Origin of the sequence: Streptomyces sp. NPDC021019, from assembly GCF_044333295.1 — a bacterium.
Classification (GTDB): domain Bacteria; phylum Actinomycetota; class Actinomycetes; order Streptomycetales; family Streptomycetaceae; genus Streptomyces.
The window spans coordinates 840,601-856,210 of record NZ_JBIRQR010000003.1; the positions used below are offsets into that span (position 1 = coordinate 840,601).

15 protein-coding genes and 1 pseudogene are annotated in these 15,610 nt (G+C 70.7%); 7 read left to right on the forward strand and 9 right to left on the reverse strand.

The window, feature by feature from the left end; translation table 11 throughout:
• Nucleotides 1–26: 26 nt before the first annotated feature.
• The 5 genes and pseudogenes from ACH4RG_RS21320 to ACH4RG_RS21340 all read right to left on the reverse strand — a co-directional run bounded on the left by ACH4RG_RS21320 (nucleotide 27) and on the right by ACH4RG_RS21340 (nucleotide 5,326).
• Nucleotides 27–1,058, reverse strand: a complete 1,032-nt coding sequence (locus ACH4RG_RS21320; protein WP_397917932.1) for a hypothetical protein — start codon at nucleotides 1,056–1,058, stop codon at nucleotides 27–29.
• Nucleotides 1,055–2,362 carry an MFS transporter gene (locus ACH4RG_RS21325; RefSeq protein WP_397917933.1) on the reverse strand — a complete coding sequence of 436 codons (1,308 nt, stop codon included), beginning with the start codon at nucleotides 2,360–2,362 and terminating at the stop codon, nucleotides 1,055–1,057. The genes ACH4RG_RS21320 and ACH4RG_RS21325 overlap by 4 nt, the downstream gene beginning before the upstream one ends.
• Nucleotides 2,363–2,505: 143 nt before the next feature.
• Complete coding sequence (locus tag ACH4RG_RS21330) at nucleotides 2,506–3,792, reverse strand: discoidin domain-containing protein (protein WP_398540035.1); 1,287 nt, start codon at nucleotides 3,790–3,792, stop codon at nucleotides 2,506–2,508.
• Nucleotides 3,790–4,641 (reverse strand): annotated as a pseudogene (locus ACH4RG_RS21335) (chitosanase); the annotation flags it as partial. The pseudogene ACH4RG_RS21335 and the gene ACH4RG_RS21330, both read right to left, overlap by 3 nt.
• A 226-nt stretch (nucleotides 4,642–4,867) precedes the next feature.
• The gene (locus ACH4RG_RS21340) at nucleotides 4,868–5,326 is read right to left on the reverse strand and encodes a winged helix-turn-helix transcriptional regulator (RefSeq protein ID WP_397917934.1); all 459 of its coding nucleotides are present in this window, start codon (nucleotides 5,324–5,326) and stop codon (nucleotides 4,868–4,870) included.
• A gap of 86 nt (nucleotides 5,327–5,412) precedes the next feature.
• Between ACH4RG_RS21340 and ACH4RG_RS21345 the strand changes: the two genes are divergently transcribed.
• A complete protein-coding gene (locus ACH4RG_RS21345; RefSeq protein ID WP_397917935.1) occupies nucleotides 5,413–6,639 on the forward strand; it encodes an MFS transporter in 1,227 nt (408 codons plus the stop codon).
• A gap of 169 nt (nucleotides 6,640–6,808) precedes the next feature.
• Here ACH4RG_RS21345 and ACH4RG_RS21350 read toward each other — a convergent pair whose 3' ends face one another.
• A complete protein-coding gene (locus ACH4RG_RS21350; protein ID WP_398163488.1) occupies nucleotides 6,809–7,249 on the reverse strand; it encodes a hypothetical protein in 441 nt (146 codons plus the stop codon).
• 181 nt (nucleotides 7,250–7,430) lie between these two features.
• Between ACH4RG_RS21350 and ACH4RG_RS21355 the strand changes: the two genes are divergently transcribed.
• Nucleotides 7,431–7,727, forward strand: coding sequence for a hypothetical protein (locus tag ACH4RG_RS21355; protein WP_397917937.1), 297 nt, complete (start codon nucleotides 7,431–7,433; stop codon nucleotides 7,725–7,727).
• Between the two features lie 154 nt (nucleotides 7,728–7,881).
• Here ACH4RG_RS21355 and ACH4RG_RS21360 read toward each other — a convergent pair whose 3' ends face one another.
• Together ACH4RG_RS21360 and vph are read right to left on the reverse strand one after the other, a co-directional pair.
• Nucleotides 7,882–8,409: a DapH/DapD/GlmU-related protein gene (locus ACH4RG_RS21360; protein WP_398540036.1), complete on the reverse strand. Its 528-nt coding sequence runs from the start codon at nucleotides 8,407–8,409 to the stop codon at nucleotides 7,882–7,884.
• Nucleotides 8,410–8,633: 224 nt separating this feature from the next.
• Complete coding sequence (gene vph, locus ACH4RG_RS21365) at nucleotides 8,634–9,515, reverse strand: viomycin phosphotransferase (RefSeq protein ID WP_397917938.1); 882 nt, start codon at nucleotides 9,513–9,515, stop codon at nucleotides 8,634–8,636.
• Nucleotides 9,516–9,764: 249 nt separating this feature from the next.
• Here vph and ACH4RG_RS21370 point away from each other — a divergent pair, with 249 nt between their 5' ends.
• From ACH4RG_RS21370 to ACH4RG_RS21385, 4 genes are all read left to right on the forward strand, one after another.
• Nucleotides 9,765–10,484 carry a hypothetical protein gene (locus ACH4RG_RS21370; RefSeq protein WP_397917939.1) on the forward strand — a complete coding sequence of 240 codons (720 nt, stop codon included), beginning with the start codon at nucleotides 9,765–9,767 and terminating at the stop codon, nucleotides 10,482–10,484.
• A gap of 316 nt (nucleotides 10,485–10,800) precedes the next feature.
• The gene (locus ACH4RG_RS21375) at nucleotides 10,801–11,514 is read left to right on the forward strand and encodes a nucleotidyltransferase domain-containing protein (protein ID WP_398539969.1); all 714 of its coding nucleotides are present in this window, start codon (nucleotides 10,801–10,803) and stop codon (nucleotides 11,512–11,514) included.
• Between the two features lie 65 nt (nucleotides 11,515–11,579).
• Nucleotides 11,580–12,434, forward strand: coding sequence for a helix-turn-helix domain-containing protein (locus tag ACH4RG_RS21380; RefSeq protein ID WP_398539970.1), 855 nt, complete (start codon nucleotides 11,580–11,582; stop codon nucleotides 12,432–12,434).
• 229 nt (nucleotides 12,435–12,663) lie between these two features.
• Nucleotides 12,664–13,683 (forward strand): hypothetical protein, encoded by a 1,020-nt coding sequence (locus tag ACH4RG_RS21385; RefSeq protein ID WP_397927353.1) that lies wholly within the window; start codon nucleotides 12,664–12,666, stop codon nucleotides 13,681–13,683.
• 298 nt (nucleotides 13,684–13,981) lie between these two features.
• On the opposite strand, the gene aztA is transcribed toward ACH4RG_RS21385, so the two are convergent.
• Nucleotides 13,982–14,725 carry a zinc ABC transporter ATP-binding protein AztA gene (aztA, locus tag ACH4RG_RS21390; RefSeq protein WP_397927354.1) on the reverse strand — a complete coding sequence of 248 codons (744 nt, stop codon included), beginning with the start codon at nucleotides 14,723–14,725 and terminating at the stop codon, nucleotides 13,982–13,984.
• A gap of 15 nt (nucleotides 14,726–14,740) precedes the next feature.
• Between aztA and aztB the strand changes: the two genes are divergently transcribed.
• A complete protein-coding gene (gene aztB, locus ACH4RG_RS21395; RefSeq protein WP_397917944.1) occupies nucleotides 14,741–15,601 on the forward strand; it encodes a zinc ABC transporter permease AztB in 861 nt (286 codons plus the stop codon).
• Nucleotides 15,602–15,610: the final 9 nt, after the last annotated feature.

Sequence of the window (15,610 nt, forward strand, 5' to 3'; positions counted from 1 at the left end):
GACGCCAGGTCCGGGGCCGCCACCGATCAGCCGCCCGCCACGACCAGGGAGGGTGACGAGGCGTCGCTCAGGAGACGGCTCGGCCCGGTGGCCGAGGCGCCGGCGGGGACGGTCCAGATGTCCGAGGCGCCCTTGGCCCGGCCCGGAAGGGCGTACGCGAGGGTCGAGTCGTCCAGCCATGCCACCTGGTCGTCGACGCTGCGGGTCTCGGCGACGGGCGTCTCACGCAGGGTCCTGAGATCCAGTACGTGCAGTCGCCATGGGTTCTGGGCGCCCTCGCGGACCCTCTTCTTGAAGGCGATCCGGGTGCCGTCGGGCGAGAGCGACGGGCACTCGACGTTCCGCCGGAGTGTGCGGGCCTTCCACGTCTTGATGTCGCCCTCGACGAGGTACGTCTTCCCCTTGGTGGCCACCGTCGCGTAGAAGCGGTTGTCGTCGTCCGCGAAGGTGATGCCCCAGTAGTTCACGTCCGGCGCGTGGTAGCGCCGACCCTCCAGGTAGAGCTGAAGAGTCTCCACGTTCTTGACCAGATAACCCGTCCGGGTGTCGAGGATGCCGGTCCGCGTCGAGAAGGACGACGAGGCGTACGAGTCGCCGCTGACGAACAGCGTCCAGGCGACCAGCCGGCCCGAAGGAGAGACCCGCGCCCGATTGGGGATGCCGCCGACCACGACGGTCTTACGGGTGTCCAGCTCGCGGTCGAGGACGCTCACCTTCGTCTTCTGCGCGATGCCGGGGTGGCTCGCGATACAGACGGCCGTCCGCCCGCTCGCGTGGAAGCGGTCGCACGACAGCCCGGTGTTCCTGCTGCGCGTCCCGTCGGCCGCACCCGCACCGGAGGAGTTGTAGGGCGCCGAGAACACGTTGCCCTTCCGCGCCGTGTGGTAGAGGCCGGGCGCGTTGTCGAGGGTGAGGCCCGGAGCGGCGACGGACTCCGGCGGCCGGCCCTCGCCGTCGGCTGCCGCCACCGTGTAGCCGACGGCGACGGCCGCCAGTACGGCCGTGGCCGCCGTGAGCGCGGTGATCCGCGCGCGCAGGGAGAGAGGAGGCAGGGTCATGAGGGCTCCGGGGCGGTGGCGGGTACGGGGGCGACGGGCGTGGGCGCGGCCGGCAGGAGGACGCAGGCGAGGACGAGTACGGCGCCGAGCGCCGCGGCGGCCAGGACGAGGGCGTTGTCCATGCCCCACAGCGTCCAGACGGCTCCGAACCCGACGGAAGCGAACAGTCGGCCCAGACTCTGACCGGTCTGCAGGAGTGCCATCCCGCCCGCGCGCCGGTCCGCCGGCACGACCGGACCGCCGAGCGCCATGAGGACCCCGTCGGTCGCCGCGTAGAACGTGCCGTGCAGAACGAGAACCAGGATCGTGAGCGGCCAGCCCGCCACCGGGGAGAACAGCGCGACGTACACGCCGAGCAGGGCGACATGCCCCAGCAGGTACGGGACGCGGCGGCCGATCCGGTCAGCGGCCCGGCCGAGGGGAACGGCGAGCAGGAGGTAGACCGCCGCGCTGCCGAGCGGCAGCAGCGGGAAGTACTCCACGTCGAGGGCGAGCCGCTTCTGCAGGACCAGGTAGAGGAACCCGTCGCCCACGCCGACGAGGCCGAGCGCCGTGGCCGCGAGGAGGATCCGGCGGAAGGCGGGGACGTGGAAGAGCCGCAGGGTCTCCCGCAGGGTGGCCGCCGCCCTGCCCGGCGGGCGTGCCGGCCGGGCCTCGCGGCCGGGGACGAACGCGAAGAGGATCAGTACCCCCAGCAGGCCGAAGCAGAAGCTGACGACGAAGACCGCGTCGTAGGCGTCGACGGTCGCCCACAGGACGGCGAAGGCGACGAGCGGTCCGAGCATGGCGCCCGTGGTGTCCATGGCCCGGTGCACACCGAAGGCGCGGCCGAGGTCCCGTTCGTCGCAGCTCAGTGAGATCAGGGCATCGCGCGGCGCTGTCCGCACGCCTTTGCCGACCCGGTCGGCCGCGAGCGCGGCGGAGAGGGCGGGGGTGGAACCGCCCGCGAGGAGCAGGCCGAGTTTGCAGACGGTGGACAGCGCGTAGCCGCTTCCGGCGACGAGCTTGTGCCGCTGCCAGCGGTCGGCGGCGTGGCCGCCGGCGAGCCTGACGAAGGCGGTGACACCGTTGTAGAGGCCGTCGAGAAAGCCGAACTGGAGGGGGCTGAGTCCCAGGCCCAGGACGAGGTAGAGGGGCAGTACGGCGGTGACCATCTCGGACGAGATGTCGGTGACGAGGCTGACCGCGCCGAGCGCGACGACGGTGCCGGTGAGGCGCCTCCGGCCGGCGGGCCGTGCGGCTGAGGGGGTCCGGTCGGGGGCGGTACCGTCCGGTGGACGGTTCCTGCCGACGGCAAGGTACATACAGACGCTCCTGGTACGCGGTGCCCGGAGCTCCGGCGCACAACCGGTGCTCCGGGCGGGTTCGCCGGCCGGGCGTGGCCGGCCGCCGGAGCATGGCGGCCGGACCACGACGGACGGTGCGGGGGCGGTGACGGGCGTGCCGATCAGTGGCAGCTGTACGTCGGGCCGGTGTCCAGGACCGTTCCGTCGGTACCGACGAACTTCGAGGTGAAGGTCGTGTCGGTGAAGTCGAGCCGCATCACGCCGAACTTGTCCCAGATGCGCTTCTGGCTGTTCTTCTGCACGGTGTCACCCTGGCCGTACAGGTCCTTGCCTCCCATGCCGCCGAGGATCTCGACAATGCCGTTCGGGTCTGCCCGGCCGTCCGGGCTCTGGGGGGCGAAACGCTCGTAGTGGTGATCGTGGCCGCTCAGCACCAGCTCGGTGCCGGCCGCCTGCAGCATGGACCAGACCGGCTTGCTCACGGGGTCGTTGCCGTGGCTGCCGGAACTGAACAGCGGGTGGTGGAAGTACGCGGCGACGCACTGCTTGCTGTTCTTGGCGAGGTCGGCCTTCAGCCAGTCGAGCTGTTCGCGCTCGTCGAACCGGTTGGAGTTGAGGGCGACGAAGTGCCAGTTGCCGTAGTCGTAGCTGTACCACATCTTGCCCTGGGGGGTGGCGCGGTCACCGAAGTACTGCCGGTAGGCGACCTCGTCCTGGTTGTCCCAGTCGTCGTACGCCTCGTGGTTGCCGGGCACGGGATGGGTCTTGTCCTTGAACTGGCCCCAGGACTTGTCGTAGTAGTTGCGGAAGTCCTCGATGTGGGCGTCGTCGTACTGGTTGTCGCCCATGGTGATGTAGAAGGCCGGGTCGATCGCCATGGCGCGCGCGGCGGTCTTGAAGTGCTGGCACCCCGGATCGCTCTTGTTGCACTGGTCGGCGATGTCACCGGCCCCGACCACGGTGAACGCTCCCTTCGGGGGCGGGTCGGTGGGGGTGGTACCCCCGGCGGTGCCGTACACGTCGGCCTCCCAGAGGGAGTAGCCGTACGTGGTGCCGCGTGCGGTGCCGTACACGCGCAGGTAGCGGCCCTTGCCGGTGAGACCGGTCCAGGTGTCGGTCCCGCCGTTGCCCGCCGTCTCCGCGGCGAGGCGGGTCCAGTCGGTGCCGTTGGGCGAGATCTCCAGCCGGTACTGCTTCGCGTACGCGGCCTCCCATGTCAGCTCGACACGGGAGACGGACGCCCCTTCGCCGAGGTCGATGCGGAGCCACTGCGGGTCGGCCCCCTCGGCGCTGGCCCAGCGGGTGGTCGCGACGCCGTCGACGGCCTTGCCGGGCGCCAGGGCGGAGGTCTCGGACGACGAGGCGGTGGCGGGCTTGCCGCGCGATATCAGTGTCTCGGTGCCGGATGGGCCCGTCGGTTCAGGGCCGGGCCGGGGGTCGCTGTCGATGCGGAAGTCGTCGCCGTAGACGGCCCAGGCCAGCGGGGTGTCGAGGTCGAGGTTGCCGTTCCTCAGGAACACGCGCTGGGCGGTGTCGACCCGGCTCGTGTCCTCGTGCGCCGCCTCCTTCTTCATCTCCACGACACGCGCGTCGAGGAAGGCGTCGAGGTACCGGGTTTCGTCGCCCCCCTCGGCGGGCGTACGGGCATCGGCCCTGGCCTCGGCGCGGATGCTCTCGAAGCCCGACTGCCCGTGCATGACGATGGCGTCGTAGTAGGCGAACTGCCCGAGCACCCGCAGCCCGTCGCTCTTCGCCCGGGACACGGAGGGGCCGAAGTAGACGCGGTCACGCTCGTGTTCCTGCGCCGCCCGGAACTCGGGGGTCGCCGCGGCCTGCTCCCAGGCCGCCGTGAAGCCGGGGTCCAGGCCCTCGTGGGAGTCGCTCCCGTCGACCGCGCGGAGCGCCGGGAGGTACGCGGCCAGCGGATTGTCCGGCACCTGGTCCGTGTAGTACTCGACGAGATCGAGCATGTCGTGCGTACCGGAACAGAAGCCGATGATGCCGGCCGTGTAGCCGCGCCCGTCGCCGATGTCCTCGATGTAGTCGAACTGCTCGCGCCACTGGAGCGAGGAGTTCTCGGCCGTCGAGACGATCTGCATGGCGATTTCCTTCTTCGCCGGATCGTCGAGGCCGGAGGCCGCGGCCGCCTGTCCGGTGTTGAGGGCGACCACGGCGGGGATCGCGGTCAGCGCCATGGCCAGGGCGATCCGGACGCCGGTGCGGCGCCGGCGGTGCGCGGGGCGGGGTGGTCGTTCCGAACGGGAAACGCGCCGGGAAATGCGGTGGGGCATGCGCATGCGCACGTGGTTCTCCGATCTCTCGCGACATACCGGACGCCGAACGCACAAGGGGCTCGTGGAGGGGCGTACGGACACGGCTCAGCTGGGAAGGCAGCTCTATTAGGAAAGTTTCCTTTCCATTGAGTCGCGTCCATTGGAGCGCGCCACTCCTCTTCTTGCAAGGGGCATGACAACAACAATTCTGTGCGGAGCGATCGTCCGCCGTGCGCGCGCCCGTTGACGCCTACGGAGTCTTCTGTACGCGAGTGGTTTCGCTGTCCAGGGGTGCGCCGTCCGCGCCGGTCGGCGTGAGGTCCGGCACGGGGTCGCCGTGCCGGTCGACCAGGACGGAGTGGGGCTCGCCCGGTGCGAAGGCGTGTCGCTCGCCCCATTGGCGCAGCGTGAGGATGACCGGGAACAGTGCGCGGCCGGCATCGGTGAGGGCGTACTCCTGGCGGCGGCCCGACGGTGCGGCGCGCTGGGCGAGGACCCCGTGGGCGAGGAGCTTGCGGAGGCGGTCGGTCAGGATGTTGCGCGCGATGCCGGTCCGCCGCTGGAACTCGGTGAACGAGGCCGCGCCGTCCATCGCGTCACGGATGACGAGAAGACTCCATCGGTCGCCGACGAGGTCGAGGGTGCGGGCGACGGGGCAGTCGGGATCCGACCATTGCGCGTCCGGGGCGCGCAGGGGTGCGCCTGGCATGAGGCCTCCCAATGAGTTGCGAATTGAAACCATCATGCCGTACCGTCCGATCGGTTGCAAAATGCTACTGATCGAAGGAGGCTGTGATGAACGCAGGGCATAGAGTGCTGCTGGCGGTGGTGTGCGGCGTCGCTGTGGCGAGCGTCTACGCCGCACAGCCGGTTCTGGGGCCGATGGGACGCGACCTCGGCGTGCCGACGGAGCTCACCGGCTGGTTCGTGGCCACCGGTCAGTTCGGCTACCTGGCAGGCCTGTTGCTGCTGGTGCCGCTCGGCGATGTGGTCGACAGACGCCGCCTCATCGCCGTGCAGCTGGCGGTCACGTCGGTGGGCATGATGGTCACGGCCTTGTCGTCGGCCGCGTGGCAGGCGCTCGCGGGGCTCGCGACGGCCGGGGTGTTCGCGGTCGTGGTGCAGATCGCGGTGGCCCACGCGGCGTCGGCCTCCCCTTCCGCCGAACGTGGACGGAACATCGGGGTGGTGACCTCGGGCGTCGTGGTCGGCATTCTGGGTGCGCGGGCCGCTACCGGCGCGCTCGCCGACATGTGGGGCTGGCGCAGCGTCTACGTCGTGCTCGCGGTGCTCTCCCTCGGGCTCGCAGTTCTGGTGCCCGCCGTACTGCCCCCGGCCCGGCGTGTGACGTCCCCCGCGGAGTACCGCGAGGCCGTCGGCACGCTCGGCCGGCTGCTGGGGCAGCGAACCTTCCTGACGCGCGGCCTCATCGCGTTCTTCCTGTTCGCCTCGTTCGGAACCCTGTGGAGCGGGCTGTCCCCGTCGCTGGCGGGCGGGCCCTGGCGGCTCAGCGAGACGCACATCGGGCTGTTCGGCATCGCGGGCCTGGCCGGCGCGCTCGGCGCGGCGCGCGCCGGACGGTGGGCGGACGCCGGGCGCGCGACCCCGGTCAGCGGCCTGGCGCTCGCCCTCCTGATCCTTTCGTGGGTGGCGATCGCCCAGCTCCCGTGGTCCCTGTGGCTCCTGATCATCGGAATCGTCGCCCTCGACTTCGCGGTCCAGGCCGTGCATGTGAGCAACCAGCACGTGCTCACCGCTACGTATCCGGATCGCTTGAGCAGCGTCATCGGCGGCTACATGGTCTTCTACTCACTCGGCTCCGCCCTCGGTGCGGCGGCGACCACGGCGACCTTCGCCACCTACGGCTGGACGGGCTCCAGCCTCCTGGGATCCGGATTCGCGGCCTGCGCGCTGGTTGTCCGGCTGGTCGGCAGGGATGGCTCCCGGAGCGACACCGCGGGCGCGGCCCCGGTTCGCGGTGGCCGGGCGCCGCACTCAGCGGTCGGAACACCGGCGGAGTGACGCCTCGTTCTGTCGGTGTTCCCCAACTCGTTCTTCGCGCAGCGCGCAGAAGCCGGACGGTGGTTTCCGCTGCACCCGCGGCCCCGTCCACCCTCCGTCCGCCCGCAGACGCCGTCCGACCGTGTTCACGCCTGGTGCTCCTTGCCGATCGACCAGAGGCGATCCTCGGTCAGCGCCGGCCGACGGTGAGGACGACGAGGAACTGGCCGCCGCCCGGCTCGACGCCGGCGGTCACCGGCAGCCCCGGTACCAGTCGGGAAAATCGGTCCTCCAGCCAATCCGCCGCTTCTTGGGCGTCCTGCCTGGTCGGACAGCGGCCCACCATCTCGCGGCCCCCCTTGCGCTCCAGACGGGCGGCCACAGCGATCAGCGGCGCGGGTTCGACCACGTAGAGACGGTCCGGCCAGGCGATGGACACCTTGACCGCGCCTTTGCGGGAGTTGCACCCGCGGTGCGCGAGTCGCTCGGTGACCTTGGCCTTCCGATCAGCGGTCCGGCTGTCGACACTGGGGCCCTGCTGGTCGTTGACCGACTTGTCGGGGTCGACCGGTTCGTCGCACACCCAGCACAGCCAGCCATCGCGCTCGGCCACATCATGGAGAAGGCTCATCCGAGCAAACTAGCCCCTCCGGCCGCCGCTCCGTGCATCAGGGCCACGGCGGAGTCCCGCGGAGGCCACGGCCGGAGCCCGTCGCCTCCGTCGGCGACCCCGGCCCGCTTCGTCGTCGCGCGGGTGGACGAGGAAGTCCTGACGCGGCGACAGACCACCGCAGCGCTCGTAGGATGCTCGGATGCCCCAGCAGATACGGACGACGAGTCGCCGCATGTGGATTACGGCGTGGGCGGTCCTGTGCGTGGCGGGCCTCGCCGGCATCGCCGGATTGAGGGCCTCCTCGGCACCGGACCCGCGGCCCGGGCAGCCTGGCGGTGCGGAGTGCGGCGAGTACATCGCGAACATCGAGGCACAGTTGGCCAAGGCTGATCAGGAACGTAAGGAAGACGGAGTACTGGGATTCTCGGGAATCCGCGGCCCCACGGAGGGTGACTGTCGCGACGAGCTCCGCGACCACTTCCGTGGCGATCGATGAGCCGCACCGGACTCGCCGCGATGGCAGGGCCGGCCCTCGTCGGGGCCGCGGCGATCGTCACCGTGCACACCACGCCGGAACCGGAGCCACAGCCCACGCCGCCGCGGCCTCGGCTTTCGACCGACGACGAGTATCCCCGTCGGCGCGGCCGGGCTCAGTCGATCTTCTTGATCACCCGGGCGGGCACTCCCGCGACCACGGCGCCGGCCGGAACATCACGCGCGACCACCGCACCCGCGGCGACCACCGCACCGGTACCGATGGTCACCCCTTGGGTGATCACGGCGGCTGTCCCGATCCAGACGTCGTCCTCGATGACGATCGGGGCGAAGGAGAGGTACTCGCGGCGCTCTGCCCGGGGCAGGGGATGGCCTCCGGTGACGAGGCTGACCTTCGGGGCGATCATGACACCGTTCCCGATACGGATGCCTCCCTTGTCCATGAACGTGCATCCCTGGTTGACGAAGACGTTCTCCCCGAACGTCGTGTGCAGCCCGCACTCGGTAAAGAACGGCGGGTAGATCACCACCGAATCCGGCAGCGGGCCGCCGAACACAACCGAAAGCAGTTCCGTGCGACCTGCGCTGTCGCTGAACGGAAGTACGTTCAGTCGGGACGTCGCATCGGTCACCTCCACGATCCGCTCCGCATGACGCGCGAACTCAGGCGTACGGACATACATGACCTGCTCTTTGCGTGTGGACATGTGCTGATCCCACCACCGTGCACCACACACGATCAAACAACTCGGTATCCGCGAGACACAACCAGTGGTTGTGGAAGCAGCGGAAGCGTTGGATATCGGCGCTACGGACGCTCCTGGCCGCCGCATCGGGTGGACCGCTGACCGGACGACCGCATCGCAGGCACGCCGCGCCCCGGCATCGCAACTCTCAGGGGCCTGGCCTAGCGGTAGCCGGTGAGGCCGTCCGCCAGTTCCTCCTCGTCACCGTCGCGTTGTGCGTAGAGGGCCTGTTGGAGGGCGAAGGTGCCGCGGATCGCGGTGATCCGTCCGGCCGTCGAAGCGTCGGTCCAGCCGCCGAGCGCCAGCACCCGGTCCAGCAGTTCCTCCCCGTAGCCGGCTCCGACGGCTGCCAGGTCCTCGGCGGGGTCGCCCAAGGTGACCTCGTCCCAGTCGATGACACCGCTGAGGCGTGGCGCACCGTCAGAGAGCTCCCACAGGACGTTCTCGCCGCCGAGGTCGCCGTGGACCACTGCGGAAGTGAGCGGGGGAAGGCCGTCGAGCGCGGCGAGTTCGCGCCCGGCACGCTCCCGGCCGCCATCGGACATCAGCGGGAACAGTTCGGCGCGCACTCCCGCCGCGAACTCCTGCCACTGACGCTCGGGGGCCGCCGAAAGCGCGGCACGCGCCCTCTCGTCCCTGCCCGCGGCGATGAGCCCGGAGAGGAGCCCTGCGTACTGCTCGGCCACCGCCTCGACGGCTTCGGGGCATTCGAGCGCGGCATCGTCCAAGGGCGCCCCGGGGATCCGGCTCAGCACGAGGTAGGGGGGCTCATCCGTGCCCGGGCCGCCACCCTGGGCGAGCGGGCGCGGGGTGCGGAAGCCGAGGTCGAGCCCGGCGAGGGCGCACAGGGCGGCTGCCCGCGCGGGCAGCCGCCCTGCGGCGGCTTCGGTGCGGGCGAAACACACCACGTGCTCCGAGCCGACGACGACGTGGTGGAACTGGCCTTGGTGGGTGGTGAGTTCTTCCCGCTTCTCATCGGGCAGCAGACGGATCACGAGGTCGCGGTGCGTCTCCATGATTTCCACGGTGGGGGAACTCTCCACTTCTCAGCCCTACGAAAGCTGTCGACGTATCTGCCTCGACGTATCTGCGTCGGCGTGCTGCATCAGCTGAAGCAGGGTGACGCCGAGGACCCCGGTCACGCACGAGCCACTGCGGCACAGGTCTCATGTGATGGGTGCGACGAGATTGTCGGCCCTGAGCGGTGGCTGCTGCCCCGGCGCGACTGTCCGGGGCCGATCACGTCCAACAAATGATTGGGCCACCGCGTGGCATTGGCCGATCATAGGCGTATGACGGACCAGCCGGCGATGAGTACCTTGACCTTGCAGCACAGGATCCCGGACGACTGGGCAGCGGACCCCTGGGCCGAGGTGCGCCCCCTGATCGACGGCGTGGACGTTCTGAAGGCCGTCCACCCGGAAGCGATGGCTCTCAGTCGCCGGCACTGGACAGGTCCTGCCGAGAGCTGGCCGCTGGCGGTCACGGAGGAGCCGCGCAGCCTCAACATCGCCGAGCCGCCCTGCACCGCCGGCTGCTGCGGGGCTCTGTACGTCACCATGCGCCGCGACGGAGACCGGGTGATCTGGGACGCCTGGGAGAACACCAGCAACATCACTGCCGTGCCCGCGGACTGCTGGTTCGACGCGGCCCAGTACGAAGCCGAACTCGCCAGGGCCGCGGCCGACCGCAGCTGGGAGGAGCCGGTGGACACCATCGCCCGGCTGCTTCATCAGACCCTTGCGGACAGCGGCTGGTTCGAGCAGTGGGGCTGCGTCCTCACGAATGTGTCGCCACGACGCGAGGAGCCCGACGTGCCCGAGGAGCTCACCAGCCCCGAAGGAGTCGATGTCAGCTTTCACGAGGTTCAGGCATCGGGGGCGGGCGCACGTTTTCACTGGGACGACTTGTTCACCACCCACGAGCAGCCCGTGGAGGAGCAAGTGCGGCAGTTCGCGGCCCGCATTCTGGCGGACGACCCGCGGAAGACCGCTGACCGCGAAGGACACTGAGGATCAGGTGAGGGAACGCACGAGCCGAGAGAGGCCACCTCCTCAGCGGGCCGCCCCTGCCGAGGAGGCGTCCCCCTGACCGACTCGACACCGGGGCGGGCGACCCGTGCGACGGCATTCCGGCTGCGGAGCCGACGGCGTACTCGATTCCGGCGGCGTCGAAGAGCCCGACGGGCGCCGTTCGGGATGCCCTGTTCCGTGAGCACGGGTTCCGATGGGTGATCATGAGCATTCCTACGATTCCGGAGGTGTCCGGGTGCCACTCTCCGCGCGGGGCTGTGCTTCCCGGTCCGCGGGACCACGGCAGAGTATGGGCATGGACCTCATCGACCTCGCCCGTGCCCTTGTTCTGGAGCGCCACCCCGACGCCCGCGCCGCGTTCCTCGGCGGCAGTGTTCTGACGAGTCGGCGCACCGACCGGTCCGACCTGGACGTCGTCGTGCTGCTCGATGGCCCGCCCGCCCCGTACCGCGAGAGCCTGCGGTACGGGACCTGGCCGGTGGAGCTGTTCGTGCACACGGAGGACTCCTGGCACAGTTTCGTGACCCCGGAGATCGTGCGACGGAACTCCCCCCTGTTGTGGATGTGCGCCGAGGGGGCACTGCTGCTCGACGCCGACGGGACAGGAGATCGGATCGCGGATACGGCGAAACGCCTCGTGACCGCAGGCCCGCCCCCGGTCACCGATACGGCCCTCGAAGACGCCCGGTACGCGCTGACGGACCTGCTCGACGACTTCGCCGCCTGTACGGATGCGGGGGAGCGGCTGTTCGTCGTGGCCGAACTCGTCCGGCGGAGCGGCGAATTGGCGCTGCTGACCCACGGCGCGTGGGCCGGCGGCGGCAAGTGGCTGGCTCGGCGCCTCGAACCCGTCGCGCCGGATCTGGCCGCGCGCCTGGACGAGGCGGCGCAGGCCGCGCTGCGCGGCGCACCGGCGGGCCTCACCTCGCTGGTCACGGAGGTCCTCGACGCGGCGGGCGGCTCGGTCTGGGAGGGCTACCGCCGCAGCGGACCGCGCAGGACGGCCTGAACGCGTCGCGTCCAAGGAGCTCGCACACGATTGGGGACAATGAACGTATGGGTACACAGGGAGAGTTGGGCGACTTCTTACGCTCGCGGCGGGCTCGGATACGTCCCGAGGACGTCGGTTACGCCTCGGGTTCCGGCAGACGCCGCGTTCCGGGTCTGCGGCGGGAGGAGCTGGCGCATCTGGCGGGCGTGAGCGTCGACTACTATGTTCGGCTCGAACAGGGCCGCAACCACGGGGCGTCCGATGCCGTCCTCGGCGCCGTCGCCGTCGCGCTCAGGCTGGACCGGGACGAGCACGACCACCTCGTACGGCTGGCGCGTCGGCAGCGGAACGGAGTCGCTCGTGCCGGGTCAGGAGCGGACCGTACGGCTTGGCCCTCCCCGGCCCTCGCGTCGGACGGTGCTGAGGCCGCACGAGCCGGGGTGCAACACCTGCTGGACTGGATCGCCGCGCCCGCGCTCGCCATGGGCCACCGGATGGACGTCGTCGCCTGGAACCGTCCCGCCTGCGCCCTCATCACCGACTTCGCCCGGCTCCCGCCGCGGTCCCGGAACATGTGCCGTCTCCACCTCGTCGACGAGACCATCGGCAGCCGCTACCCGGAGCGAGACGCGATCGCCCGGGAAGCCGTCGGCACGCTGCGGATCGCCGCGGGCCGCTTTCCCGAGGATCCCCTCCTCGTGGAACTGATCGACGAACTGAACGCGGCGAGTCCGGAGTTCCGACGCCATTGGATGGCGCACGCGGTCCGGACGAAGGCGTACGGAGTCAAACGCATCGATCATCCGGAGCTCGGACCGCTCGCGCTCGGCTACGAGATCACCGCCTTCCCCCGGGACCCGGAGCTCAGCCTGCTGGTCTACACCGCGCCGCCGGACACCCCGGAGGCGAAGGCACTGCACGCGCTTGCCGAGCGCTGACCGCGGCGGATCCGGCCGGGTGCTTCGGCGTGCCGAATGACGGTAGGTACGCCGTCCCCAGGTACGACCCGACCGGGGTACGGCGCGACCGGGGAACAGCGCGATCCGAGGGATGGGACAGCAGCGGGAGGACCGCACGCCCCGGCTGACGATGGCACTGCAGCACGGGAACAGCGGAGCACCGACGACCGTCGGTGCTCCGACGCCATCGAGAGGGGTTCCACACCTCATGCGCCTGCTCGTATCCGCCCTCGTCGCGGCGCTCGCAGCCACATCGCTCGTCCTCGCCCCCGGCGAGGACGCTCCGCCCGACCGGTACGTAGTGCCGGGCGACCGGGCCTTCCCGACCGGTCTCGCCATGGACTCGGCGTCCGGCCACTTCTACGTCGGCAGCGCCGAGGGCGGCACGCTCTACCGCGGTCACCTGTCGGAGCCGGCGGTCGAGGTCTGGTCGCCCGCGGGTCACGACGGACGCACCTTCACCTCGGGAATGACCATCGACTCCGCAGGCCGTCTCTTCGCCGGGGGCGGCGAGACCGCCACGCTGCGGATCTACGACACGAAGAGCAAGGCCCTGCTCGCCCGGCTGAAGGGCAGGACGGGTGGATTCGTCAACGACATCGCTCTCGACGGCGACGGCACGGCCTACGTGACCGACTCGTTCAAGCCCCAGATCTACCGCGTGAAGCAAGCGCCGGGCGGGCGCTGGACGATGCACCCCTGGCTCGACGTCGAAGCGGCGGGCGTCGACTGGATCCATGGGCAGCACAACCTCAACGGCATCGTCTCCGCGGGTAGTCGGCTGCTCGCCGTCCAGAGCAACACCGGGCAGCTCTGGCGGATAGATCCGGCGACCCGGGAGATGGCCGAGGTGGATCTCGGCGGCGGGAGCCTCCCGGGTGGCGACGGCCTGGCATGGCGCGACGGCCACCTGTACGTGTCGCAGGGCGGCCTCTTCGAGGGGCCCGGGGCGCAGTCCCGCGTCGCTGTCGTCGAGCTGAGCCAGGACCTGGCACGGGGGCGCGTGGTGGACGGGCTCGCGCCGCCGGAAGGGCTGCTGCACCCGAGCGCTGTCGCCCTCACCGGCAGGGCGGCCGACGGAGCGGCCGCAGCCGGTCGGGTGCTGGTGGTGAACAGCCAGTACAACCGCTGGTCCGCCGGGCTGCCGCCGACCTCGCTGCCCTTCACCGTCTCCTCGCTGCCCCTTCCCGCCCGGTCCCTGGACGGTGCCGCCCGATCCCTCCGCTGAGCCGTTCTTCGCGCACGTGCACGACCTGGGCGGTGCGGGGCGGCTCGGGAGCCACCCCAAGGCCCTGAGCGTTGCGGGGCGCATCCGGATTCCGATGCGCCCCGCGACGCCACATCGTGGCCACTGCTGTGCGACCGGCGCGGCCGGGGGACGCCCCGTCAGCACCCTGTACATGGCGCGTGCGGCGAAGCGGACCGATGATGCGGCCTGATCGATCGCGTATGCACCTGCTGGTGGGAGCTGGTTCCCCGATGCTGCCATGAGCTCGTGATCTCCTGGTGCGGAAGATCAACGCTTCTCAGGGCGTTGGCCAGACCCGGGTCGGCGATGCCGCGGTGAGGACGTGGTCCGGACGCCCCTGCCGGGCGAGGCGGCCGTCCTGGAGGAGGAGACAGGCGTCCGCCGTGCGCGCCACCTCGAGATCGTGCGTGGCCTGGACGATCGTCACCCCGTCGGCCACCAGCGCCGTCAGCAGCGCCCCGATCCGCTCTCTCGCCTCCGGATCCAGGCCGGTGGTCGGCTCGTCGAGGAGCAGCAGGTCCGAGCCCTGCGCCAGGCCCTGCGCGATGAGTGCGCGTTGACGCTGTCCGCCCGACAGCTCGCCCAGCTGGCGTGGGGCGAGGTCGCCGATGCCGAGCCGGTCGAGCACCGCGTCCACGGTCGCGCGGTCACGTGCGGTCAGTCGGCGCCACGGACCGCGCTCGCCCCAGCGCCCCATCTCCACGGTCTGCCGAACGGTCAGGGGAAGGGTGTCGCCGACCGCTCCGCGCTGCGGCACGAAGGCAGGCGAGCGGCCCCCGGCGCGGAAGAGGTCGCCGGATGTCGGCTTGATCACACCGGCGAGCACGGCGAGCAGGGTCGACTTGCCGCTGCCGTTCGGGCCGACGAGCGCCGTGGTGGTCAACTCGGCTATCTCTCCGCTGACTTGATGGAGTACCGGGAGGCCTGGGTAGCCGGCGCACAACCCCGAGAAGCGGAGGAGGGCGGTCCGGTCGAGGGGTGGGGTGGTTGAGGGGGGCTGTGTATTGAACATGATTTTCATTGTAGTGTCCGGGTCATGGAATGGTTGACGGTCCCGTTCGAGGTGACCTTCGTGCAGCGGGCCCTGTGGGGCGGGATGCTGGTATCCGCCATCTGTGCCCTGGCGGGCACGTGGGTGGTGCTGAGGGGGATGGCTTTCCTCGGTGACGCCATGTCCCACGGGCTGCTGCCGGGGGTCGCGGTCGCCGCGCTCCTCGGGGGCGACCTGATGGTGGGCGCGGTGGTCAGCGCCGCGGTCATGACGGCAGGCGTCACCGCGCTGGGCCGTACACCGAGGCTGTCACAGGACACCGGCATCGGGCTGCTGTTCGTCGGCATGCTCTCGCTCGGCGTGATCATCGTGTCCCGCTCGCAGTCCTTCGCGGTCGACCTGACCGGATTCCTCTTCGGGGACGTCCTCGCGGTCAGGCAGCAGGATCTTCTCGTGCTCGCGGCGGCGTTGCTCGCGGCGCTGGCGGTGTCGGTCCTCGGTCACCGTGCCTTCCTGGCGCTGGCGTTCGACGCACGCAAGGCCCAGACCCTGGGGCTGCGGCCGCGCCTGGCCCACGCTGTGCTGCTCGGCCTGCTCGGTCTGGCGATCGTCGCCTCGTTCCACATCGTGGGAACGCTGCTCGTCCTCGGACTGCTCATCGCACCGCCGGCGGCCGCTCTGCCCTGGGCTCGCTCCGTGCGCGGGGTCATGGTGCTCGCCGCCCTGGTCGGCACCTCGGCAACGTTCGGCGGCCTGCTGCTGTCCTGGCATCTGAGTACCGCGGCGGGCGCGACGGTCGCGGCCCTCGCGGTGAGCCTGTTCTTCCTCTCCCACGTGCTGTCCGGCCTGCGGGACCGCCGTACGCGCGCGGTCCACTCCACGGCACCCGTACGCCAAGTCAACTGAAAGAAGTCA